This window comes from Phaeobacter sp. JH204B (assembly GCF_048055755.1).
Taxonomy (GTDB): domain Bacteria; phylum Pseudomonadota; class Alphaproteobacteria; order Rhodobacterales; family Rhodobacteraceae; genus Phaeobacter; species Phaeobacter bryozoorum.
In genome coordinates this window covers 92,006-112,540 of record NZ_JAYMXF010000010.1, presented here as the reverse complement: position 1 = coordinate 112,540, position 20,535 = coordinate 92,006, and the positions used below count along the sequence as shown (strand labels likewise).

Here is a 20,535-nt window from a genome sequence, read left to right as displayed (position 1 = left end):
ATCAGAACGGTGCCTTGACGCGGAACTTCATCGATTCGCCGCTGTCGGGATGTTTGATACGCAGCTCTTCTGCGTGCAGCATCATGCGTGGATGATCCAGTGCAGCCCCCTGAGCGTAAAGCGGATCGCCCAGAATGGCGTGTCCGAGCGAGAGCATATGCACACGCAACTGATGCGAGCGACCTGTCTTTGGCGTCAGACGCACACGTGTCGCGGCCTCTTCATATTTTATCACCCGCCAATCGGTCACCGCCTCCTTGCCAGTGTCATGGCAGACCATCTGGCGCGGGCGGTTTGGCCAATCGACGATCAGCGGCAAATCGACGGTCCCGCTGCGCGGCTCTAGCCTGCCACCGATGCGCGCGATATAGGCTTTCTTTGCGGTACGTTTTTCAAACTGCATCGAGAGATGGCGTTGGGCGTACGGAGTGACCGCAAACACCATTACGCCGGAGGTATCGCGATCCAGTCGATGGACCAGCAACGCCTCGGGAAACACTGCCTGCAAGCGGGTGAGCAGACAGTCCGCAAGGTGTTCTCCGCGCCCCGGTACGCTCAGCAGACCATGGGGCTTGTTCACCACCAATAGCTGCGCGTCATGATGCAGGATATCCAATGGATCCGTCGGCGGGGTATAATCGCTAGAAACAGTCATGCCCGCGTCCCTAGCGATCCGGCGCCCGCAGGGCAAGGTATCGCTACGTCGTGCTTGCCCGGGATCTGGCGGAGCGTCAGGGTGGCGGCAACCCCTGCCTCACCGCGGGCTCCCTGTTCTGAGAGGTGCAGCATGACACATCCGACCATCAACAGGCTGCAAGAGGTTGTTGCCAAAGGCGACGACAGCCAGATTGCAGATCTCCTGGCGGAGGATGTGCAGTTCCTGCCCCCGACCTATTGGAAAACTTGGACCGGTCGCGCACCAGTGGCGGCGATTCTGGGTCATGTCGGTCAGGTATTCAGTGACTTTCGCTATCGTCGGATCATGGGGGACGGAAACGACTGGGCGTTGGAGTTCCAGTGCAAGATCGGCGAGTTCGATGCTGTGGGCGTTGACCTGATCACGTTGAATTCGCACGGCCTGATCAGCCATTTCGAGGTGGTCATGCGCCCCTATAAAAGCGTCGGCGTGCTGCGCGCCGCAATCATGGAACGGGTCACCACCGACCCACGATTTCTGCAATATCAAAAGGCGCTCAGCTGATCGGCATCGATCATATCGCCCGCATTGTCCTGCTGCCGCTTCTGGTGGTGCAGGCAGTTAACGTCCGGCGAAGGGCGCTGAACCTGCCGGAACCCTCGGGGCCTCGGTTCGGCCAACAGGGACAGGGCACGCCGCTACGGCTGTTGATTGTCGGCGACAGCTCAGCTGCTGGTGTCGGTGTCGGTCGCCAGAACGATGCGCTCTCCGGTCAACTGACATCGCGCCTGACGCAAGGTCGGCATCTGACCTGGCGGCTGGAGGCCACAACCGGGCATCGCAGCGCAGATGCTCTGGCGCGGGTGCGTGCGCTGCCGCCGCAGACCTTTGACGTTGCGGTTCTGGCATTGGGGGTCAATGACGTGACCCGGCTTGCGCGGCGGCGACGGTTTCACATGGAACAGTGCGCGCTGATCAAGCTCCTGCGGGACCGGTTTGGTGTCAGGCTCGTGGTCTTGTCAGGAGTGCCACCAATGGCATATTTTCCAGCCCTTCCCCAACCGCTGGCTTGGGTCCTGGGTCGCCACGCGGCGCGGCTGGACCGGGTTCTATCCAACTTGGCCGCAGGAAATCACGATGTCATCCACCTGCCATTCACGATGGCGCCCGACCCAGCGCTGGCAGCGCAGGACGGCTATCATCCGTCGGCAGCCGCCTATTCTCTTTGGGCTGAAACCTTAGCAGAGACCATCAACGCGGAACTGTCCTGCACATCCCGGCCCGCCCCTCAGGTCCGGCGCATCTGCCGCACCAATGAGACCGAGTAGATCACCAGCGCCAGCCAGATCATCGGAAAGGCGATCATGCGCGCGCGACCGAAGTCTTCGCCAAAAATGAACACCGCTGCCAGAAATATCATCGTCGGAGCAATATATTGCAGGATACCGATGGTGGAGAGCCGCAGCAGTTTGGCGCCATTGGCGTAGGTGATCAGCGGCACCGCTGTGACCAAACCACAGCCCAGCAGCAACGCGGTGTCGCTGAACGCTCCCGCGAAATGCGCGTCACCGGAGGCCGTAAGATAGAGCAGATATCCCAGCGCCGGAGGGGTCAGGATCAGCACTTCCAGCATGAAACCCTGATTGGGGCCGACCGGCAGGGATTTCTTGAAGAACGCATAGAACCCCCAGCTGAGAGTAAGACCAATGGCAGCCCACGGCAGGCGCCCGGCGTCAACGGCAAGCACCATCACCGCCAGTGCCGCCAGACCGATTGCGACCAGCTGTGCCGGCAACAATCTCTCTCCCAGCAAAAGTGCACCCAACATGACGCTGAACAGCGGGTTGATATAATACCCCAGCGCCGCATCAAGCGCATGCCCGGTTGCAATCGACCACACATAGATGCCCCAATTCACTGAGATCAGCGCCGCTGTCACCGCCCCCATCATCAAGACCTTGGGCGAGGTCAGCGCCGCGCGCAGATCACGGGTTCGACGCAGGATAATGAGTAGCACACCCGCCACGGGCACCGACCAGATTACCCGATGCGCGACAACTTCGGCGGCGGGCATATGTGCCAGCGCTTTCATATAGATCGGCAGAAATCCCCACATCAGATAGGCGGAAACTGCAAAGGCAAGGCCCTGCGGCGTGTCTTTGTTCTCAACTGATGAGGTCATCGTGGAATCTCCCTGAGCCGCGTTTATGACAGCTCAGCGCGCAATTGACAGAGCGGAAGCACAAAAAACACTGCTGTCGGCGATGGTAGACGGCCTTATCGGATCGGCGGGGAAAGAGTGCGCGAACGGCGCACATATTCTCCCGCTGATCTCGCCCCCCTGGGATCCTTAGAGGTGTCCTATGCCTTCACCCGCTCCGATTTCGGATCATACATCGGCTTCAGGGAAGCTTCGGCTTTCACTTTCATGCCGCAGACGTCGATCTCATAGACCGAACCCAACACATCCGCTGCGCTTTCCCCCTCGCAGGGCACATAGCCCATGCCGATGGCGGCACCCAGCGTGTGGCCGTAGTTACCGGAGCTGAGATAGCCCACGTATTTGCCGTCGCGGATGATCGGCTCGTTGTGGAACAGCAGCGGCTCGGGATCGGTCAGTTTGAACTGAACCATGCGGTTCTTAGGACCGCTCTCCTTGCGCTCCAGCACCGCGGCCTTGCCGATAAAGTCGTCCTTGCCGACGGCAACCGCAAAGCCAAGCCCTGCATCGATCACATTGTCTTCGCAAGTGATGTCGTGGCCGAAGTGGCGGAACCCCTTCTCGATCCGGCAGCTGTCCATCATGTGCATGCCGCAGGGCTTGAGCCCCATGTCCTGGCCCGCCTCCCAGAGGGTTTCGAAGGCATGGCCGGACATTTCCGCCGGGATGTAGATTTCCCAGCCAAGTTCACCCACGTAGGTCACCCGGTGCACACGGGCGAGCCCCATGCCAAGTTCGATCTCTTGCGCGGTGCCGAAGGGGTTCACCTCATTGGAGAAATCATTGGGCGACACTTTCTGCAGCAGTTCGCGGGAGTTCGGGCCCATGACGGCCAGAACGCCCTCTCCAGCAGTGACGTCTGTCAGTACGACGTTGAAACCGCCCTTGTTGCGCATCATCCAAGTCTGATCGGCGAGGCGGGTCACCGCCGGGGTCACCACCAGATAGACGGTCTCGCTCAGACGGGTGACGGTCACATCCGCCTCTATCCCGCCGCGGCTGTTCAGGAACTGGGTGTAGACGATCTTGCCCGCCGGAACCGAGACATTGGCACCGCAGATGTAGTTCAGGAACTTCTCCACATCCGGGCCTTCGACGCGGATCTTGCCAAAGGAGGACATGTCGTACATGCCGACGTTTTCACGGACAGCGCGGTGTTCAGCTGCAGAATTTTCGAACCAGTTCTGGCGTTTCCAGCTGTACTGGTACTCGCGCTCCTGGCCTTCGTTCGCGAACCAGTTGGCGCGTTCCCAGCCACCGATTTCGCCGAATACGGCGCCCTGCTCCTTGAGGTGGTAGTGGAACGGGGTGCGGCGCACGCCGCGGGCCGTGGCCTTCTGGCGGTAGGGGAAATGGTCCGCATAGAGCAGGCCGAGGGTCTCTTTTGAACGCTCGAACAGGTAATGCTTGTTGCCCTGGAACGGGTGCATCCGGGAGATGTCCACATCGCCGAGGTCAAACGGCTTCTGGCCGTCTTCCATCCACTGCGCCAGCGCCATGCCGGCGCCGCCTGCGGACTGGATGCCGATCGAGTTGAAGCCTGCGGCGACCCAGAAGTTGTCCATCTCGGGCGCCAGGCCCAGGTGGTAGGCGTCATCCGGGGTGAATGATTCCGGGCCGTTGAAGAAGGTGTGGATACCTGCCTCCGCCAGCATCGGCATCCGGTTGCAGGCGGCCTCCAGGATCGGTTCGAAATGATCGAAGTCCTCCGGCAGCTGGTCGAATTCGAAGCTGTCGGGGATGCCGTTCATTGCCCAGGGCTTGGCATTGGGTTCGAAGGCACCGAGCAGGATTTTCCCTGCATCTTCCTTGTAGTAGGCGCATTCATCCGGCACCCGCAGCACCGGCATCTGGGTCAGGCCTTCGATACCTTCAGTGACAATGTAGAAGTGCTCGCAGGCATGCAGCGGAACGTTGACGCCTGCCATGCGGCCGACCTCATGGCCCCACATGCCGGCGCAGTTCACCACCATGTCGCATTCGATATGGCCCTGCGCCCCGCCATCGTCGCTGGCCCAGTCCACACCAGTAACGCGGCGGCCCTGTTTGGAGATGCCGGTGACCCTGATGCGCTCCTTGACCAGCGCGCCGCGCTGGCGGGCGCCCTTGGCCAGGGCCAGCGCAATGTTGGCCGGATCCGCCTGCCCGTCAGTCGGCAGCCAGACGCCGCCGGTCACGCCGTCCAGATTGATGTGCTCGTAGCGCTCCTTCACCTCCTTGGGCGACAGCTCCTCCACCGGCACGCCAAACGCGCGCGCCATGGCGGCGTTGCGGTAAAGCTCTTCAAGCCGCTCATCGGTCAGGGCAGCGGACACCGACCCCACCTGACGCATACCCGTCGCGACTCCGGTTTCTGCCTCAAGCCCCAAATAGAGCTCGGCCGAATAGCGGGCGAGTTTGGTCATGTTGGAGGACGCGCGCAGTTGGCCGATCAGCCCCGCGGCATGCCATGTGGTGCCGGAGGTCAGCTGCTTACGCTCCAGCAGCACCACATCCTTCCAGCCGAGCTTGGTCAGGTGATAAGCTACCGAGCAGCCGATCACGCCGCCGCCGATAATGACAACACGGGCCTTGTTGGGAAGATCGCTCATCTTGTGTCTCCTGATCTCGTTTGATCAGACCCTGCCACAGATAGGCGACAGCAAATGTATGAAAAACGCCAATCTTGCCGCTGTATTCTCCGTCGCTAATGGGCGGGTTTCCGACGTCGCTCCATGGACTGGGAAGCGCGTCGTGACTTTCGCAGGGCAAAAGGGGTAATGCCGAAAAAAGCCTTATACAGGGTCGAAAACCCGTTGGAGAATCCGCAGGCCAATCCGATTTCCCGCACGCTCATAGTGGTGTTGAGCAGCAGATTATTCGCCTTGTTCAGCCGCATTTCGCGGTAAAACCCGTTTGGAGTGGTGCCCAGAAAAGTATTGAACTTGCGCTCCAGCGATCGGGTCGAAATCCCCAGTTGATCCACGATCTCGTTGATCGGCAACGGGTCTTCGATGTGCTCCTGCATCACGCGAATGGCCTGATCAAGGTCAGCATCACCGGTAACCGTTGGCTTCACACCTGAGAAGGGTTGCAGCGATGCGTAATCGCGTATCTTGTCATGCAGCAGGATATTGGCAACCGTCACCTGGGCGGCGGCCGTTGTCAGCTGTCCAATCAAGGCAAGAACGATATCCACCGTCGACCCCATTCCGGCACAGGTCACAACCTGACCATCCTCGCTTGCAAGCGCGAAGTTGGCGTCAAACAATCCAATACGTTCGCGCATCAAAGTGGCGTTTTCCCAATGTGTCGTGTGGAGCCCCCCCTGCTTTCCGCTGTCGCGGATGTACCGGCTTGCCGCCTCAGCCAGCAGATAGACTTTGGCTCCGCGCGCGCGGTATTTGCTGATCAGCGGCCCCATCGACAGCGCAGGGCAATCGGGATCCGTGTTGCCAAGAACAAAAACACAATCCGCCTCGGCGCGGCTTGCAAAAGGCTCCGTCTCGACAAAGGCACCCGCCCGGCAGCCGATCTGACCACCCGCTGCGGAGCGAAGGGTCCAGGAGAACGGTGGCTGCGCCAACACCCGATTGGCCAGGCGCAACGGCTCCACCACGGCGGAAAATTCCGTCAAGACGAAACCTTCGCTCAGCAGGATATCAACCTGCCACCGACGTTCCCCAGGGGCGGGGCCCCCGGAGGTCGCGCGAGGGTCAGGCCCGGAGCCGGTCATTGCCCGGATCCCACAGTGGTTCGTCTTTTTGAACCACCGCACGGTATTTCTCACCGTAGATTTCGATCTCCAGTTCGGTTCCGGGCATCGCCAACTCAGGTCGCACCATGCCCAGCGCGATGGAGGCGTTCACACGGTAGCCCCAGTCGCCAGAGGTGGTTTCGCCCACGATCTCGTCATCCTTCCAGATGCAGGACATATAGGGCGCGTCCGCCTCCCCGGCATCGACAATCAGGGTGACAAAGGATTTCTTCACCCCGCGCTGCTTTTCGGCCTGGATCGCGGCCTTGCCCGGGAAATCCTGCGGTTTGTCCAGCTTGACGAACCGCTCCAGCCCGCCTTCAAGCAGCGAGTAGTCGGTGGACAGGTCACCCTTCCAGGTGCGGTAGCCCTTTTCGATGCGCAGGGCGTTCAGCGCGTACATGCCAAACGGCTTGGCGCCGCCCGCCAGCAGGGCCTCGTAAATCTCCGGTTGATGCGCGTTGGCGCAATGGACCTCCCAGCCCAGTTCGCCAGCAAAGGACACCCGCGCCAGGAAGGCGGGCTTGCCCGCGACCGTGGCTTCCTGATGGGTCAGCCAGCCCAGCGACAGATCGGCATCCGAGATGCCCGCCAGCAGCTCCCGCGATTTCGGGCCGGTGACGATCATGGTTGCAAATTCGGTGGTGCGGTCGGTCAGGGTCAGGCCCTCGGGCAGCGCCTTCTTCAGGATCTCGAAGTCGTGCCACTGGGCCGAGCCCGCGGTGATCAGGGTGAAGTGGTCCTCGCCATGACGGATGCAGGACATCTCCGTCAGGATACGGCCGCGGTTATCTGCGAAGTAGACCAGGTTCATCCGGCCCGCCTTGGGCAGACCCCCGGTGATCATCCCGCGCAGAAACTCGGCTGCGCCCTCACCGTCCAGGTTGAAACGGGAGAAACCCGGCAGGTCCAGCACGCCAACATCGTCGCGGACCGCTTCGCATTCTTCCTTGATCCGCTGCTGCCACGGGCCGGAGCGGCCCCAGGTATGGGTGGCCTCCTCGGAGGTGTCGTCACCATCCTTTGCAAACCAGTTGGCGCGCTCCCAGCCGTTGTAGGCGCCCATCTGGCCGCCGAGCTCCTTGATGCGGCAATGCACCTGGCTGACTTTCTTGTCGCGCGCTGCCGGCCATTCGTGATGCGGAAAGTGCATGGCGTATTCGTTGCCGTAGACTTCCATGCCTTTCTTGTCGCAGTAATCCTGGTCGGTGTAGTCGGTGTAACGGCGCGGATCGCAGGACCACATGTCCCACTCGGTCTGGCCGTCGGCGATCCACTCCGCCAGCACCTTGCCGGCACCGCCGCCCTGGGCGATGCCAAAGGTAAAGACACAGGCTTCGAACGCGTTGTCCACGCCCGGCATCGGGCCCAGCAGCGGCAGACCGTCGGGGGCATAGGGAATCGGGCCGTTGATCACGCTGGAGACGCCGGTGGACGCCATCAGCGGCACCCGCTCCATCGCGTCGGTGACGATATCCTCGATCCGGTCCAGATCGTCCGACCACAGCTGGAACGAAAAATCGTCCGGCATCCGGTCGTCCTCGGTCATCCAGTGGCCCCTGCAGTTCGGCTCATATGGCCCGAGGTTGTAGCCGTTCTTTTCCTGACGCAGGTAATAGGACACATCCACGTCGCGGATCAGCGGGAGTTTCTTGCCGGTCTTCTTGGTGTGCTCTTCGATCTCGGGGATCTGTTCGGTCAGCAGATACTGGTGGCTCATCACCATCATCGGCACAGTGCGCCCGCCATAGGGCTTGAACCACTCTCCGACACGCTGGGCATAATAACCGGCGGCGTTCACCACATAATCACAGGCAATATCGCCCTTCCCGGTATGCACGATCCAGGTCTTGTCTTCCTTCTGGCTGACACCGGTTGCCGGGCAGAAGCGGATGATCCTCGCGCCCATGTCGCGGGCGCCCTTGGCCAGCGCCTGCGTCACCTGCGCCGGGTCGATGTCGCCGTCTGACGGATCCCACAGCACACCTTTCAGGTCGTGGGTCTCCAGGAACGGATAACGCTCCTTGGCCTGCTCAGGCGTCCATATCTCCATCCCGATGCCCTGATAGCGGCCCATGGAGCAGGCGCGTTCAAACTCCTGCATTCGCTCCTTGGTATGGGCAAGACGGATCGAGCCGGTCTGGTGGTAATTCATCGGATAGTCGACCTCTTCACCGAGGCGGGCATACAGCTCGGTCGAGTAGCGCTGCATGTTCATGATCGCCCAAGAGGTCGAGAATGTCGGGACATTGCCCGCCGCGTGCCAGGTCGAGCCTGCCGTCAGCTCGTTCTTCTCCAGGAGCACGCTGTCGGTCCAGCCCTTCTTGGCCAGGTGATAGAGTGCCGAACAGCCGACGACGCCGCCGCCGATGATGACCACACGGGCCTTGGATGGAAAATCGGACATGATTGCTCCCTGATGTCAGTCCTCTTGCGGCACGCCGTCCGCGATGTCGTAGTAGTCGCCCTTGTCCGCAACAAAGATATGCTTCTCTAGGGAGACACCGGTAGGTGCCTCGATCGAGCCAAGCGAAAAACAGATCGCGTCCCCATCTTCAGCTTTCCAGAACAGAAACGATCCGCAACGGGCGCAGAAACCCCGTTTCGCCACCGGACTGGCCGCGTACCAGCTCACCTCGCCGGAGATCATCAGCTCTGCCTCCGGCACGCGAGCCGACGACCATATACCCCCGGATTGCCGACGGCATTGGCCGCAGTGACACATCGAGGCGCCCTGCGGTTGGGCGGATGTCTCATAATGAATACCCCCGCAAAGACAGGACCCCCTGATCATCTTGCAACCTCCAGGTTGGGAGCGCTGCTCGCGCCGAGCAGAACGCCGTAAACAATGAAACAAATTGCCAGCAGGCGACGGATCCAGACGCTGAAGACGGCTTTCATCGCAGCTTTTCCCAGGCCGGCACCCAGCAGGGTAAAACCGGTGTAACTCAGAGTGGTCAGGCCCAAGGCAGTGGGCACGATCATCAGCATCTGGTCCCAGACCGGCACGTCCGGCTGGATGAACTGCGAGAACGCGGCGAGATAACCCGCCACGCTCTTCGGATTGATCACGGCCACCGCCAAGGCGTGCAGGTAGATGTGACGGGCGGGCCGGACAGTGGCCGGAACCGGGCGTGTCGCGTTGCGCCAACCACGCCAACCCAGATAAATCAGAAACCCGGCGCCAATCAGCTTGGCCACCAGAAATCCGGTGGGCGAGGCTGCGATCAGAGTCGTCACCCCCAGGGCCGACAGCAATAGGAACAACGTCGCTTGCGTCAGGATCGCCAGAACACCGACCATTGCACGCCCAAACCCCAAGGCCATTCCGTTGGAGATACAATTCACCGCATTCGGCCCGGGTGTGGTCACGAAGACAGCCCAGAACAACGCAAATATGATCCAGGCATCAATACTCATCAGTACACCGGTGGAGCAATAACCCAGACCGCGACGGCCGGCGTGTCATAGGGGTTGGCCCATTGGTACGGCTCTTCCTTGATCCGGAAACTGTCGCCGGGCCCCACGGTGAAACTGCGCCCCCCGATAAGCAGGTCCAACCGGCCTGAAATCATGTAGCCAACCTCCTGCGTCGGGCGGTCGGCGGGGGTCTGCATCCGCGAATGCGGACGAAAGGTGGAGTGCACCATCTCGAAGTCATCGGTCAGATCGGGCGACAGCAGTTCTTCGATCAGACCTTCGTCGCCCGACCCCATCGGACGGCGCGCGCCTGCGCGGACAATGTACCCCTGTTCTGAAACCGGCGCCGCCGAATGGGCAAACAACATCGACATCGGCACATCCAACGAGCTGGCAATCGCTCTAAGATCAGAAATCGACGGTTCCGACATATCCCGCTCGACCTGGCTCAACCAGCCAACAGACCGACCAAGACGCCCCGCAAGATCGGCAAGCGTCGCACCACGCGCCTTACGCAAGGCGCGCAGATCCGCACCGAGTGTTGCGTGATATGGTGATTGATCTGTCACAGGGGCTCCATGAAAAAGCGGGTCATTTTTTCACGATGCACTGGCTTTGTGAAATTTCAAAGCCTTTTTTCATGAACGGCCCTGACAAACAAAAACCGGGGCCATAAAGGCGCCCGGCTTCGTCATCTTTCCAGAAATACTCTGGGGTGAGGCCGTCAGGCCGAGGGGCAACGCCCCTTAATCACCGAATCAATCGGCGCGGCTAAAGACCTGCTTCAATATGAGCGTCAGCTGCTCTGCGTCTTCTTGCGTGAAGGCATCCGGCTGATCGCTGTCGATATCAAACACGCCGATCAGCGCTCCGTCGCGGTTCCAGACCGGCAGCACCAGCTCGGACCGTGTCGATGACGCACAGGCGATATGGCCCGGAAAGGCGTCAACATCGGCGACCAGCTGCACCTCACCGCTGCGCGCCGCTGCTCCGCAGACGCCGCGTGAAAACGGGATCTGCAAACATCCATGACCACCCTGATAGGGGCCAATCTTCAGCAATTGCGGCGCCACTACCCGATAAAACCCAGTCCAGTTGAACCGATCATCGCTGTGGTGGACCTCACAGGTCACGGTTGCCATCAGCGCAACTTCGTCAGTCTCGCCCTCAGTCAGTGCAGCGATAGTCTTGGCAAGTGTTTCGTACTCGACCTGCAAGAGCAGCCCTCCTCAAGTGTAGCAGAGGGGGCTGTCTGCCCCCTCTTGACCTTCAGGTCAATTCACCCCCGAGAGTATTTTGGTAAAGGTGACATTCACACCCGCTCAATCGCGATTGCCGTTCCCTCGCCGCCGCCGATACAGATGGCAGCGATCCCCCGTTTGAGACCGCGTTTTTCCAGCGCGTTGAGCAAGGTCACAATAATCCGCGCACCGGAGGCCCCAATCGGATGCCCCAACGCGCAGGCACCGCCGTTCACGTTCACCTTGTCGCGCGGCAGCCCCATTTCACGCATGAAGGCCATTGGCACAACTGCGAAGGCTTCATTCACCTCCCACAGGTCGACATCATCGGTGGTCCAGCCGATCTTCTCCATCAGCTTCTTCGCTGCTGGGACTGGAGCAGTTGTGAACAGACCCGGCGCCTGTGCGTGGCTTGCATGCCCCATGATCCGGGCGCGTATGGTCAAGCCTTGCGCCTCGGCAGCCTCCTGCGAGGCCAGAACCAAGGCCGCCGCGCCATCGGAGATCGAGGAGGCATTTGCTGCCGTTACGGTGCCATCCTTGCGGAAGGCCGGTTTGAGCGTCGGGATCTTGTCGGGGCGCGCCGATTTTGGCTGCTCATCGGCATCCGTCACGACCTCGCCTTTTCGAGTTTTTACGGTGACAGCCGCGATTTCACCGTCAAACGCACCGCTTTCCTGTGCGGCCAGCGCATTGGATAGCGATGTCAGCGCGTATTCGTCCTGCGCTTCACGGGTGAATTGATAGGTCTCAGCGCAATCCTCGGCAAAGCTTCCCATCAGGCGGCCCTTGTCATAGGCGTCCTCGAGGCCGTCGAGAAACATATGATCAACCACCTGCCCGTGCCCGATCCGCGCGCCATTGCGCATCTTCGGCAGAAGATAAGGCGCATTGGTCATGCTCTCCATACCGCCCGCAACCATGGTATCGGTCTGCCCAAGCGCGATCTGATCATAAGCAATCATCGCGGCCTTCATCCCGGAGCCACACATCTTGTTCAGCGTCGTTGCAGGCACCTCTTCTCCGAGGCCAGCCGCAAACCCGGCCTGTCGCGCGGGCGCCTGGCCCTGGCCCGCCGGAAGGACGCAGCCCATCAGGACCTCATCCACCGTGCTGGCGCCTGCCCCCTCAAGAGCTGCGCGGATTGCAGCGCCGCCGAGGTCGGCGGCCGCGACGCCGTCGTACATGCCCTGAAAACCTCCCATCGGGGTTCGGGCCGCGCCTGCGATCACTACATTTTTCATCTAATATTCCTCCTAATCTCGAAATAGTGCATACAAAATCGTAAGGATTGACGTCTAGTTTGATCGTCAACACATATTGACGCGGGGACACTCATGAGCCTGACGAGCACAACAGCAGATGGTACACAGATCGTGACCGTCAATGCCGAACGCATTGATGCAGCGATGGCCATCCAATTCAAAGAAGACATGCGCGCGACCACCGAAAATGGCCCTGATCGCGTCATTCTTGATCTGTCCGAAGTAAAATTCATCGATTCCAGCGGTCTTGGTGCTATTGTAGCTGCTATGAAGCAGCTCGGACAGGGCCGAAAACTGGACCTCGCCGGGCTGACGCCGATGGTCGACAAGGTGTTTCGACTGACGCGAATGGATACTGTTTTTGATTTGTATGCGTCACTGAGCGACGCAACGACTGCCACCCGCATCGATTCTTGACCCCACGCGTGTTTGTAACGCGGAGCGAAAAGACTATGGTAGAAACCTTTTCCTGCACGTTCACGGCAACGGAACTGGATGCCAGATCCGGTGTACAGGATGTTGTGGCGCGGCTGCGCAAAATGGGCATCCCGGAAGCCCGGGCGGATGAGGTGCAGATCGCCTTGACTGAGGCGGTGAACAACGTTGTCGAACATGCCTATGCCGGCATGGACATCGGGGATGTTCGCATACGGTGCAATCTGCACCCTGACCAGCTGTGGATCTCGATTGGCGACGGAGGCGCTCCGTTCAAGGATGGCGAATTGCCGATCGCGACCGCGCATGACTTGACTGTTGAGACCGACCAGCTGCCAGAAGGCGGCTTTGGCTGGCTGCTGATCCGCGAACTCACCTCAGATGTGCAATACAAGCGAGATGACAGCGGCAACAACCTTTCCCTGTGTTTCGAAATTCAGATGCGCAACGCCAATAGCGCGTGACGTCTAGCGCACGAGTTCCGGCATCCAGCGCCACCATGCGGACGGCACATTGGCCACCCGGCGGCGAACACCAGACCTCCTCTCTCCTCTTTATCGCTCGGTTCATCGGGCTACAGGCGGCGCCAGTGCAGATAATCTGCGCCGGAACGGCGCCTTGCCGCATTGCGCCATAGCGACAGCGGCGACTCTTTCATCCTCCTTTGTCGTTGCCTTTGCGTCCGTGCGACCTAAGCTGCCTTCCAGTTACAGGAGGCACCATGCGCGATTTTCACTTCCCCGGACGGTCGGCGGTCTTTGCCGAAAACGGTCTTTGCGCCACATCTCATCCGCTGGCGGCGGGCGCGGCCATAGACATTCTGAAACGCGGCGGAAACGCGATGGATGCCGCAATCGCTGGCGCGGTGCTGCTTGGCATCTGTGAACCGCAAATGACCGGGATTGGTGGCGATTGTTTTGTTCTTTACTCCCGCCCCGGCTCGCCGGTTATGGCCCTGAACGGATCGGGGCGTGCCGCCGCGGCCGCCAACGCGGACGGGCTGCGGGCGGATGGGTTGAGCGCGGTTCCCCTAACCAGCGCACATGCAGTGACCATACCCGGTGCAATCGATGCCTTCTGCAAACTCTCCGATACCGAAGGGCGGTTGGGGCTGGATGCCATCCTTGCCCCTGCTATCCACTATGCCGAAGTTGGGGTTCCGGTGGCTCCGCGAGTGGCCTTTGACTGGCAGAACGATGCCGACACGCTTCAGGGCAGCGCCCGCGACCAGTATCTTTTTGATGGTGAGCCACCGCGGATCGGGCAGATATTTCGCGCTCCAGGTCAAGCCGAGGTATTGCGGCGCGTCGCCAAAGACGGGCGTGATGCGTTTTATACGGGCGAGGTCGCCGAAGATATGATTGCTGCGTTGCAAGCCCGCGGCGGGTTGCAAAGCAGCAAGGATTTTGCCGCTACACAGGCTGACGTCACCATACCAGTTGTCGGCAGCTACAAGGATATCGAGCTGGTCGAACACCCGCCAAATGGTCAGGGGGCCACCGCTATTCTGATGCTGAATATCCTGAAGCATTTCGATATGGCAGGCATGAACCCAGTTGGCGCAGAACGTATTCACATCGAAGCCGAAGCCGCAAAGCTCGCCTATGATGCGCGCAACCGGTTCATTGCGGATCCAGATCACACGGTCCGTTTGGACCATATGCTGGCGCCGGAAACGGCGGTGCGCCTGGCCGAGCTGATCAATCCGAAGCGCGCGATGGCTGCACCTGCTCCGATCAGTGAGGCAGTGCATAAAGACACGATCTATATCACCGTCGTCGACAAGGACCGCATGGCCGTTTCGCTGATCTATTCGATCTTCCACGGTTTCGGATCGGGGATCGCCTCCGACAAGTTTGGCATTTTGTTGCAAAACCGCGGCGCAGGTTTCACCTTGGAAGAGGGCCACCCCAACATGCTGGCAGGCGGCAAGCGGCCAATGCACACCATCATTCCGGGAATGCTGTGCAAGGAAGGCGCGGTCACCATGCCCTTTGGCGTGATGGGTGGTGCCTACCAGCCCAATGGTCACGCGCGATTCGTCTCTAACATGACGGATTTTCGCATGGATCCCCAGGCGGCGATCGATTTGCCCCGCGCCTTTGCCGATGGCGCCACCCTGAAGGTCGAACGCGGCTACAGCGATGCGGTGAGACAAGAGCTCGCGGATATGGGACACAACATCGCGATACCGGAGACCGCAATTGGCGGAGCACAGGCGATCCAGATTCATCGCTCAGGTGTGCTGGAAGGTGCCAGCGACCCTCGGAAAGATGGCTGCGCTCTGGGGTATTAAACCGCACGACAAGACGGCGATTGAGAGAAATGGATCTTCGCACTTTGGCCGCGCCTGTGCGGAGTTCATAAGGCTGAGGTCCAGACGCCTGCCGCTTATATCAGTTCAGTTGATAATGCAGCTCATAGCTGCCTTCGTCAAAACTGCCGAACATCTCTGGAATATCGGGGTGCCCCACAGGTTCGCCGGAATAGTCGGCGATCAGGTTCTGTTCCGACACATAGGCCACGTAGTAGGTCTGATCGTTTTCCGCCAGCAGATGGTAATACGGCTGGTCCTTCACCGGGCGGCTGTCTTCGGGAATGGCCTCGTACCATTCCTCGGTATTGGCAAACTCTGGATCGACGTCGAACACAACTCCGCGAAAGGGATGTTTGCGGTGGCGGACAACCTGTCCCAGATTATATTTTGCGCGCGTTCTAAGCATGAATGCTGTTCCTATCGCCTCATGATACTCTGCGACAAGGGAAAATGTCGAATCCACGGCCCGGTTTCGCCGGAAACACTGTGTCATTCACGATAGAACAATGCTGTCGCCATATACCTGCGCCTTCTGAGCCCTCGGCAAACAGCCGCGATAGCGCTCGGGTGCAGGGCTTTGCGCAGATGAACCCTTGGTTTCTGGGCAGCCAGCTTTCATATAGGGGGCAAGTTGGAAATGGAGAGCAAGCGCATGATCGATATTCTTGGCGGCGCGGGAGATATGGCCCCCGCAGGTGATCTGGTCAAAGACGTGACCGAGGCAACATTCATGCAGGACATTGTCGATGCGTCGATGCACGCGCCGGTGATCGTCGATTTCTGGGCTCCTTGGTGTGGCCCCTGCAAAACACTTGGACCCGCGCTGGAAGCTGCCGTGGCCAAGGCAAAAGGCGCCGTCACCATGGCGAAGATCGACGTGGATCAGAACCAACGTCTGGTTCAGGCCCTCTCGCAGCAAGGACTTCCTTTGCAGTCAATCCCGACGGTTGTCGCCTTTGTTCAGGGGCGGCCCATTGACATGTTTCAGGGCGCGGTAGCGCCGTCTGAAATCGACGCATTCATCAAACGTGCAATCGAAGCAGCCGGTGGCAGCGCGGACGGCGGGCTGGGCGAAGCTGTCGAAGCGGCCGAGCAGATGCTAGCCGATGGTGATTTCGCGGATGCGGCGCAGACCTTCGCCGCCGTGCTTGGCGAAGATGATCACAGCGCCGCCGCCTACGGGGGGCTGGCACGCGCCCACGTCGCCATGGGAGATCTCGACCAGGCGGAGGCGGTGCTCAATGGCGCACCTGCCGATATCTCCGATGCCGCAGAAATCGAGGCCGCTCATGCCCAGATCGCCCTGGCTCGTCAGGCCGAGAATGCAGGTCCCGTGACGGAATTGCGCGCAACCGTGGACGCCTACCCCGAGGACCATCAGGCCCGGTTTGATCTGGCACAGGCCCTGCACGCAGCTGGCGACACCCAAGCCGCAGTGGATGAACTCCTGACATTGTTCCGCAAGGACCAAGAGTGGAACGACGGCGCGGCCAAAGCACAGTTGTTCACAATTTTCGACGCTCTGAAGCCAAACGATCCGATTGTCCTCAATGGCCGACGCAAACTCAGCTCCATCATATTTGCCTAGGGCGGCGCCAGCGCTACAGTCCCTAGCATGATACAGGTTGCTGATCTGCCCGACACTCTGCCGGTGTTTCCGCTGCCCGGGGCGTTGCTCTTGCCCCGGGCGCGACTGCCGTTGCACATTTTCGAACCGCGCTATCTGCAAATGCTGGAGGATGCGCTCAAGACGCCACACCGGATGATCGGCATGATACAGCCGTTCCCGTCGAAAACCGGCGACAGTAGCCTGCACAGCATCGGCTGCGCCGGACGGGTGACGCAGTTTTCGGAAACCGAAGATGGCCGCTATCTGATTACCTTGTCCGGCGTCTCACGGTTTCGGATCAAGACCGAGATCAATGGGTTCACGCCATATCGGCGGTGCGATGTCGACTGGGACGGGTTTCATCGCGATCTGGGCCGGGTTGAGGCGGATGACGATTTCAACCGCGCCCGCTTTCTAGAGCTGCTCGAACGTTTCTTTGAATCGCGCAACCTTTCGACAGATTGGGATGCCCTGAAGGACGCCGAGGATGAGCTACTGATCAACTCCTTGTCGATGATGCTCGACTTCGACCCCGAAGACAAACAGGCCTTGCTCGAAGCGCCCTGCCTTGCCACAAGGCGCGAGACCCTAATCACATTGATCGAATTCGCCCTTCGCGGCGGCTCGCATGAGGAAATTCTGCAATGAGCATTGAACCGTCTTCCACCGGAGCCAGTGAGGCGCCCTTTGACCGCCGGATGCTTGAGGCACTGGTCTGCCCGCGCACGCAGACGGTCCTTGAATACGATGCCTCAGCGCAGGAGCTGATATCGCGCGCGGCCAATCTGGCCTTTCCGATCCGCAATGGCATTCCTGTCATGCTTGAGGGCGAGGCGCGCGTTCTGGACTAGGCCGATACCTGCCGCAATGCGATTGAAGCTGAAATCTTGATGTGGCCGGGCAAGTTTTGTCCGGCCAATTTGATTTGCACCCGCACCATGGCCAGCTTCAGATCGGCAGCCCTTGAAGCAATCTCGGCAGATCCCCGGTCAGTCCGGCTGCCTCACGAATAAAGGTGCGGCGCAGCCCCGGAAAGGCGCCAACCACGACCATCCCAACGTCGCGCCCCAAGCGCAGTAGCGGGTTATCGTTGGAAAACAGCCGGTTGAACGCATCGGTAGCTGCCGCCAGACTGGCGGTATCGAAGCGACGCCACTGTTGATAACGCGCAAGCACAAGCGGAGAGGCAATATCTTCGCCCCGGCGCTTTGCCTCCGTCAGCACCTCCGCCAATGCGCCGACATCGCGAAGCCCTGCATTCAGCCCCTGCCCTGCAATCGGGTGGACCCCATGGGCGGCATCGCCAACCAGCGCCAGCCGGTCAGCCACAAACGCATTGGCGAGGGTCAGGTTCAGAGGGTAGGTGAAACGGTCACCGGCCAAGCTGATCTCGCCCAGAAAATCGCCAAATCGGGGGCGCAGCGCCGCAAGGTAGCCCGCCTCGTCCAGGGCCTGGATCGCTTCAGCAACCCGGCTCCGTTCACTCCAGACGATGGAAGACCGATTGCCCGGCAACGGCAAAATCGCCAATGGGCCAGCGGGCATGAAAAATTGATGGGCGACGCCGTTGTGCGGCGCCTCGTGTCGAATGGCGCAAACCAGCGCCGTCTGACCATAATCCCAGCCGGTCCGTTTGATACCTGCGCGTGCTGCGGTGCCACTGCGCCGACCATCCGCCCCGACGATCATTCCCCCACGCAGCGCGTCACCAGAGGCCAGCGTAAGGGTCACACCAGTGGCGTCGACATGCTGCGCGACGACTGTCTGCTCATCCACCAGCGTGATTGCCGAATCCGCCTCCATCGCGCGGCGCAGGGCACGACGCAGATAGCGATCCTCAATCATGTATCCCATAGGACCATCTTCGATCTCGGCATGATCGAAATGCATGAAGAACGGCGATGGTCCCTGACCCGCGCGACCATCGGTGACCTTGATGTCCAGCATCGGCTGGGCCTTGTCCGCGACCTGCGACCAGACGCCAATCTGCTCCAGCAACCGCTGTGATGCGAGCGCCAGCGCATAGCTGCGCCCATCAAAGCCGTCATCGTCGCGCAGATCCCGCGGCAGCGCGTCGATCAGCGTCACCGTGTGGCCTGTCTGGGCCAGCGCCAATGCCAGGGCCGGACCATTCAGGCCACCGCCCACAATCAGGATGTCGGTTGTGTTTTTCATGCCCCGCAATATGCGCCTGCGATTGGGATTGTCCATGGGGCGCGGTGCCGCTACCGTCGCCTCATCCCGAGCAATTTGGAGAGGCGCACATGCAAGAATGGCTGACGCAGACCGCAGCGGATCTGGGCCGTGGCATTGAGGCAGGTGAAATCTGCCCGGTTGCCTTGACCAGAACCTATTTGGAGGCCATTGACGCCCATCCCAAGCGCGACAGGATCTACACCATCGTCACCCATGACCGCGCCCTTGCCGAGGCCGAGGCGGCGAAGCTGCGCGCGGCGCAGGGACAGCGGTTGTCGCTGCTAGACGGCGTTCCGATCAGCTGGAAGGATCTTTTTGACAGCGCTGATATCACAACCGAAGCCGGGTCCAATCTGCTAGCCGAGCGGGTCCCCGAACGCGATGCGCTGGTTCTGCAGACGGCAACATCAATGGGCGCTGTCTGCCTCGGCAAAACACATATGAGCGAGCTGGCCTTCTCCGGGCTCGGTCTCAATCCGGTGAAGGCAACACCGCCTTGCATCCATGACGATCAGGCAGCCCCTGGCGGATCGTCCTCCGGTGCGGCAGCTTCCGTCGCCTTTGGTCTGGCGGCCTGTGGAATAGGCTCTGATACAGGGGGATCTGTACGAATTCCCTCGGCCTGGAATGATCTTGTCGGACTAAAGACGACTTCCGGCCGGATCAGCCTGGAAGGGGTTGTCCCGCTTTGCCTCAGGTTTGATACCGTCGGCCCTCTGGCACGATCGGTCGAGGACGCCGCGCTTTATCTAGGTATGCTGGAGGGCACCCATGGCCCCGATCTGCGCGGAACCACCTTGGAGGGACGCCGCTTTGCCGACCTGCGGACCGTGGCGCAGGAGGATCTGGCCCCTGAGATTGCCGAGGCCTACAGCGACGCCCTGAATAAACTACGCGCAGCCGGAGCAGATATTGTCCCGCTGGAGGTTCCTGTGCTGAAGGAGGCCATGTCGCTCAGTGCGATCCTCTTTACAGCGGAGGCCTACGGCCTGTGGAAAGATGTGATCGAGGCAGCACCACATCTGATGTTTCCCGAGATTCTGGAGCGGTTCCGCTCCGGGGCCGGTTTCAGCGGTCCGGACTATGTCGCCGCCTGGGCCAAGCTGGAGCAGTATCGAATGGACTGGGATCTGGCCACCGCAGGGTTTGACGGTGTGCTCTGCCCGACCTCTCCGATCCTGCCACCTGATGTCGAACGGCTTCAGAACGATCACGACTACTACATCCATTCAAATCTGATGGCCTTGCGCAACACCCGGATTGGCAATCTGATGGGACTGTGTGGCCTGTCACTGCCCACTGGAGCCCCCTCATGTGGCCTGCAGATCCTGGGGCAACCTGACTGCGAAGAGGCCCTCTTGCGCGTCGGCGCAGCTGTGGAGCGGGCATTGGCGTGAAAGCCACATTTTGCCAAGCCCACCTTCGCGCGGCTGGACGCAGGGGGATCCGCTCTGTAGT

At 60.5% G+C, this 20,535-nt stretch carries 21 protein-coding genes; 9 read left to right on the top strand and 12 right to left on the bottom strand.

The genetic code is table 11. From position 1 onward, the window contains the following. Window position 1: 1 nt before the first annotated feature. Window positions 2–655 carry an RluA family pseudouridine synthase gene (locus VXL81_RS06110; RefSeq protein WP_416553345.1) on the bottom strand — a complete coding sequence of 218 codons (654 nt, stop codon included), beginning with the start codon at window positions 653–655 and terminating at the stop codon, window positions 2–4. Between the two features lie 132 nt (window positions 656–787). Between VXL81_RS06110 and VXL81_RS06105 the strand changes: the two genes are divergently transcribed. Further along, window positions 788–1,201: a nuclear transport factor 2 family protein gene (locus tag VXL81_RS06105; protein WP_416542605.1), complete on the top strand. Its 414-nt coding sequence runs from the start codon at window positions 788–790 to the stop codon at window positions 1,199–1,201. A gap of 44 nt (window positions 1,202–1,245) precedes the next feature. Beyond that, on the top strand, window positions 1,246–1,965 hold the full coding sequence (locus VXL81_RS06100) for an SGNH/GDSL hydrolase family protein (protein WP_416553343.1): 720 nt from the start codon (window positions 1,246–1,248) through the stop codon (window positions 1,963–1,965). Here VXL81_RS06100 and rarD read toward each other — a convergent pair. The 9 genes from rarD to VXL81_RS06055 all read right to left on the bottom strand — a co-directional run bounded on the left by rarD (window position 1,926) and on the right by VXL81_RS06055 (window position 12,499). Next, window positions 1,926–2,819 carry an EamA family transporter RarD gene (gene rarD / locus VXL81_RS06095; RefSeq protein ID WP_416553341.1) on the bottom strand — a complete coding sequence of 298 codons (894 nt, stop codon included), beginning with the start codon at window positions 2,817–2,819 and terminating at the stop codon, window positions 1,926–1,928. The genes VXL81_RS06100 and rarD overlap by 40 nt on opposite strands. A gap of 179 nt (window positions 2,820–2,998) precedes the next feature. Further along, window positions 2,999–5,449 (bottom strand): GcvT family protein, encoded by a 2,451-nt coding sequence (locus VXL81_RS06090; RefSeq protein ID WP_416553339.1) that lies wholly within the window; start codon window positions 5,447–5,449, stop codon window positions 2,999–3,001. 95 nt (window positions 5,450–5,544) lie between these two features. After that, window positions 5,545–6,573: a GlxA family transcriptional regulator gene (locus tag VXL81_RS06085; protein ID WP_416546603.1), complete on the bottom strand. Its 1,029-nt coding sequence runs from the start codon at window positions 6,571–6,573 to the stop codon at window positions 5,545–5,547. Continuing rightward, window positions 6,554–9,001 (bottom strand): GcvT family protein, encoded by a 2,448-nt coding sequence (locus tag VXL81_RS06080; protein ID WP_416553337.1) that lies wholly within the window; start codon window positions 8,999–9,001, stop codon window positions 6,554–6,556. Before VXL81_RS06080 ends, VXL81_RS06085 begins: the two co-directional genes overlap by 20 nt. Window positions 9,002–9,016: 15 nt before the next feature. Further along, window positions 9,017–9,388: a GFA family protein gene (locus tag VXL81_RS06075; RefSeq protein WP_416553335.1), complete on the bottom strand. Its 372-nt coding sequence runs from the start codon at window positions 9,386–9,388 to the stop codon at window positions 9,017–9,019. After that, the gene (locus VXL81_RS06070; RefSeq protein ID WP_416553333.1) at window positions 9,385–10,014 is read right to left on the bottom strand and encodes a LysE family translocator; all 630 of its coding nucleotides are present in this window, start codon (window positions 10,012–10,014) and stop codon (window positions 9,385–9,387) included. The genes VXL81_RS06075 and VXL81_RS06070 overlap by 4 nt, the downstream gene beginning before the upstream one ends. Continuing rightward, entirely contained in the window at window positions 10,014–10,583 is a 570-nt protein-coding gene (locus tag VXL81_RS06065; RefSeq protein WP_416553331.1) for a helix-turn-helix domain-containing protein, read from the bottom strand. The genes VXL81_RS06070 and VXL81_RS06065 overlap by 1 nt, the downstream gene beginning before the upstream one ends. 189 nt (window positions 10,584–10,772) lie before the next feature. After that, window positions 10,773–11,231, bottom strand: coding sequence for a GAF domain-containing protein (locus VXL81_RS06060; protein ID WP_416553329.1), 459 nt, complete (start codon window positions 11,229–11,231; stop codon window positions 10,773–10,775). A 95-nt stretch (window positions 11,232–11,326) separates the two neighbouring features. Further along, window positions 11,327–12,499, bottom strand: a complete 1,173-nt coding sequence (locus VXL81_RS06055; protein ID WP_416534473.1) for a thiolase family protein — start codon at window positions 12,497–12,499, stop codon at window positions 11,327–11,329. A 93-nt stretch (window positions 12,500–12,592) separates the two neighbouring features. Between VXL81_RS06055 and VXL81_RS06050 the strand changes: the two genes are divergently transcribed. From VXL81_RS06050 to VXL81_RS06040, 3 genes are all read left to right on the top strand, one after another. After that, window positions 12,593–12,937, top strand: a complete 345-nt coding sequence (locus tag VXL81_RS06050) for an STAS domain-containing protein (protein WP_340546920.1) — start codon at window positions 12,593–12,595, stop codon at window positions 12,935–12,937. Window positions 12,938–12,972: 35 nt separating this feature from the next. Further along, window positions 12,973–13,419, top strand: coding sequence for an ATP-binding protein (locus VXL81_RS06045; RefSeq protein ID WP_340546921.1), 447 nt, complete (start codon window positions 12,973–12,975; stop codon window positions 13,417–13,419). A gap of 257 nt (window positions 13,420–13,676) precedes the next feature. After that, window positions 13,677–15,251 (top strand): gamma-glutamyltransferase family protein, encoded by a 1,575-nt coding sequence (locus VXL81_RS06040; protein ID WP_416553327.1) that lies wholly within the window; start codon window positions 13,677–13,679, stop codon window positions 15,249–15,251. A 100-nt stretch (window positions 15,252–15,351) separates the two neighbouring features. Here the strand turns inward: VXL81_RS06040 and hspQ are convergent, their stop codons facing one another. Next, window positions 15,352–15,678, bottom strand: a complete 327-nt coding sequence (gene hspQ / locus VXL81_RS06035; RefSeq protein ID WP_340546923.1) for a heat shock protein HspQ — start codon at window positions 15,676–15,678, stop codon at window positions 15,352–15,354. A gap of 246 nt (window positions 15,679–15,924) precedes the next feature. On the opposite strand from hspQ, the gene VXL81_RS06030 reads away from it, so the two are divergent. The 3 genes from VXL81_RS06030 to VXL81_RS06020 are packed head-to-tail and all read left to right on the top strand — an operon-like array spanning window position 15,925 to window position 17,732. Then, a complete protein-coding gene (locus VXL81_RS06030) occupies window positions 15,925–16,860 on the top strand; it encodes a tetratricopeptide repeat protein (protein ID WP_340546924.1) in 936 nt (311 codons plus the stop codon). Window positions 16,861–16,887: 27 nt separating this feature from the next. Then, the gene (locus VXL81_RS06025; RefSeq protein WP_416534470.1) at window positions 16,888–17,529 is read left to right on the top strand and encodes an LON peptidase substrate-binding domain-containing protein; all 642 of its coding nucleotides are present in this window, start codon (window positions 16,888–16,890) and stop codon (window positions 17,527–17,529) included. Beyond that, complete coding sequence (locus VXL81_RS06020; RefSeq protein WP_340546926.1) at window positions 17,526–17,732, top strand: Trm112 family protein; 207 nt, start codon at window positions 17,526–17,528, stop codon at window positions 17,730–17,732. The genes VXL81_RS06025 and VXL81_RS06020 overlap by 4 nt, the downstream gene beginning before the upstream one ends. 97 nt (window positions 17,733–17,829) lie before the next feature. On the opposite strand, the gene VXL81_RS06015 is transcribed toward VXL81_RS06020, so the two are convergent. Beyond that, window positions 17,830–19,056: an FAD-dependent monooxygenase gene (locus tag VXL81_RS06015; protein WP_416553325.1), complete on the bottom strand. Its 1,227-nt coding sequence runs from the start codon at window positions 19,054–19,056 to the stop codon at window positions 17,830–17,832. Window positions 19,057–19,145: 89 nt separating this feature from the next. Here VXL81_RS06015 and VXL81_RS06010 point away from each other — a divergent pair, with 89 nt between their 5' ends. Beyond that, the gene (locus VXL81_RS06010) at window positions 19,146–20,474 is read left to right on the top strand and encodes an amidase (RefSeq protein WP_416534468.1); all 1,329 of its coding nucleotides are present in this window, start codon (window positions 19,146–19,148) and stop codon (window positions 20,472–20,474) included. The last annotated feature ends 61 nt before the right edge of the window (window positions 20,475–20,535 follow it).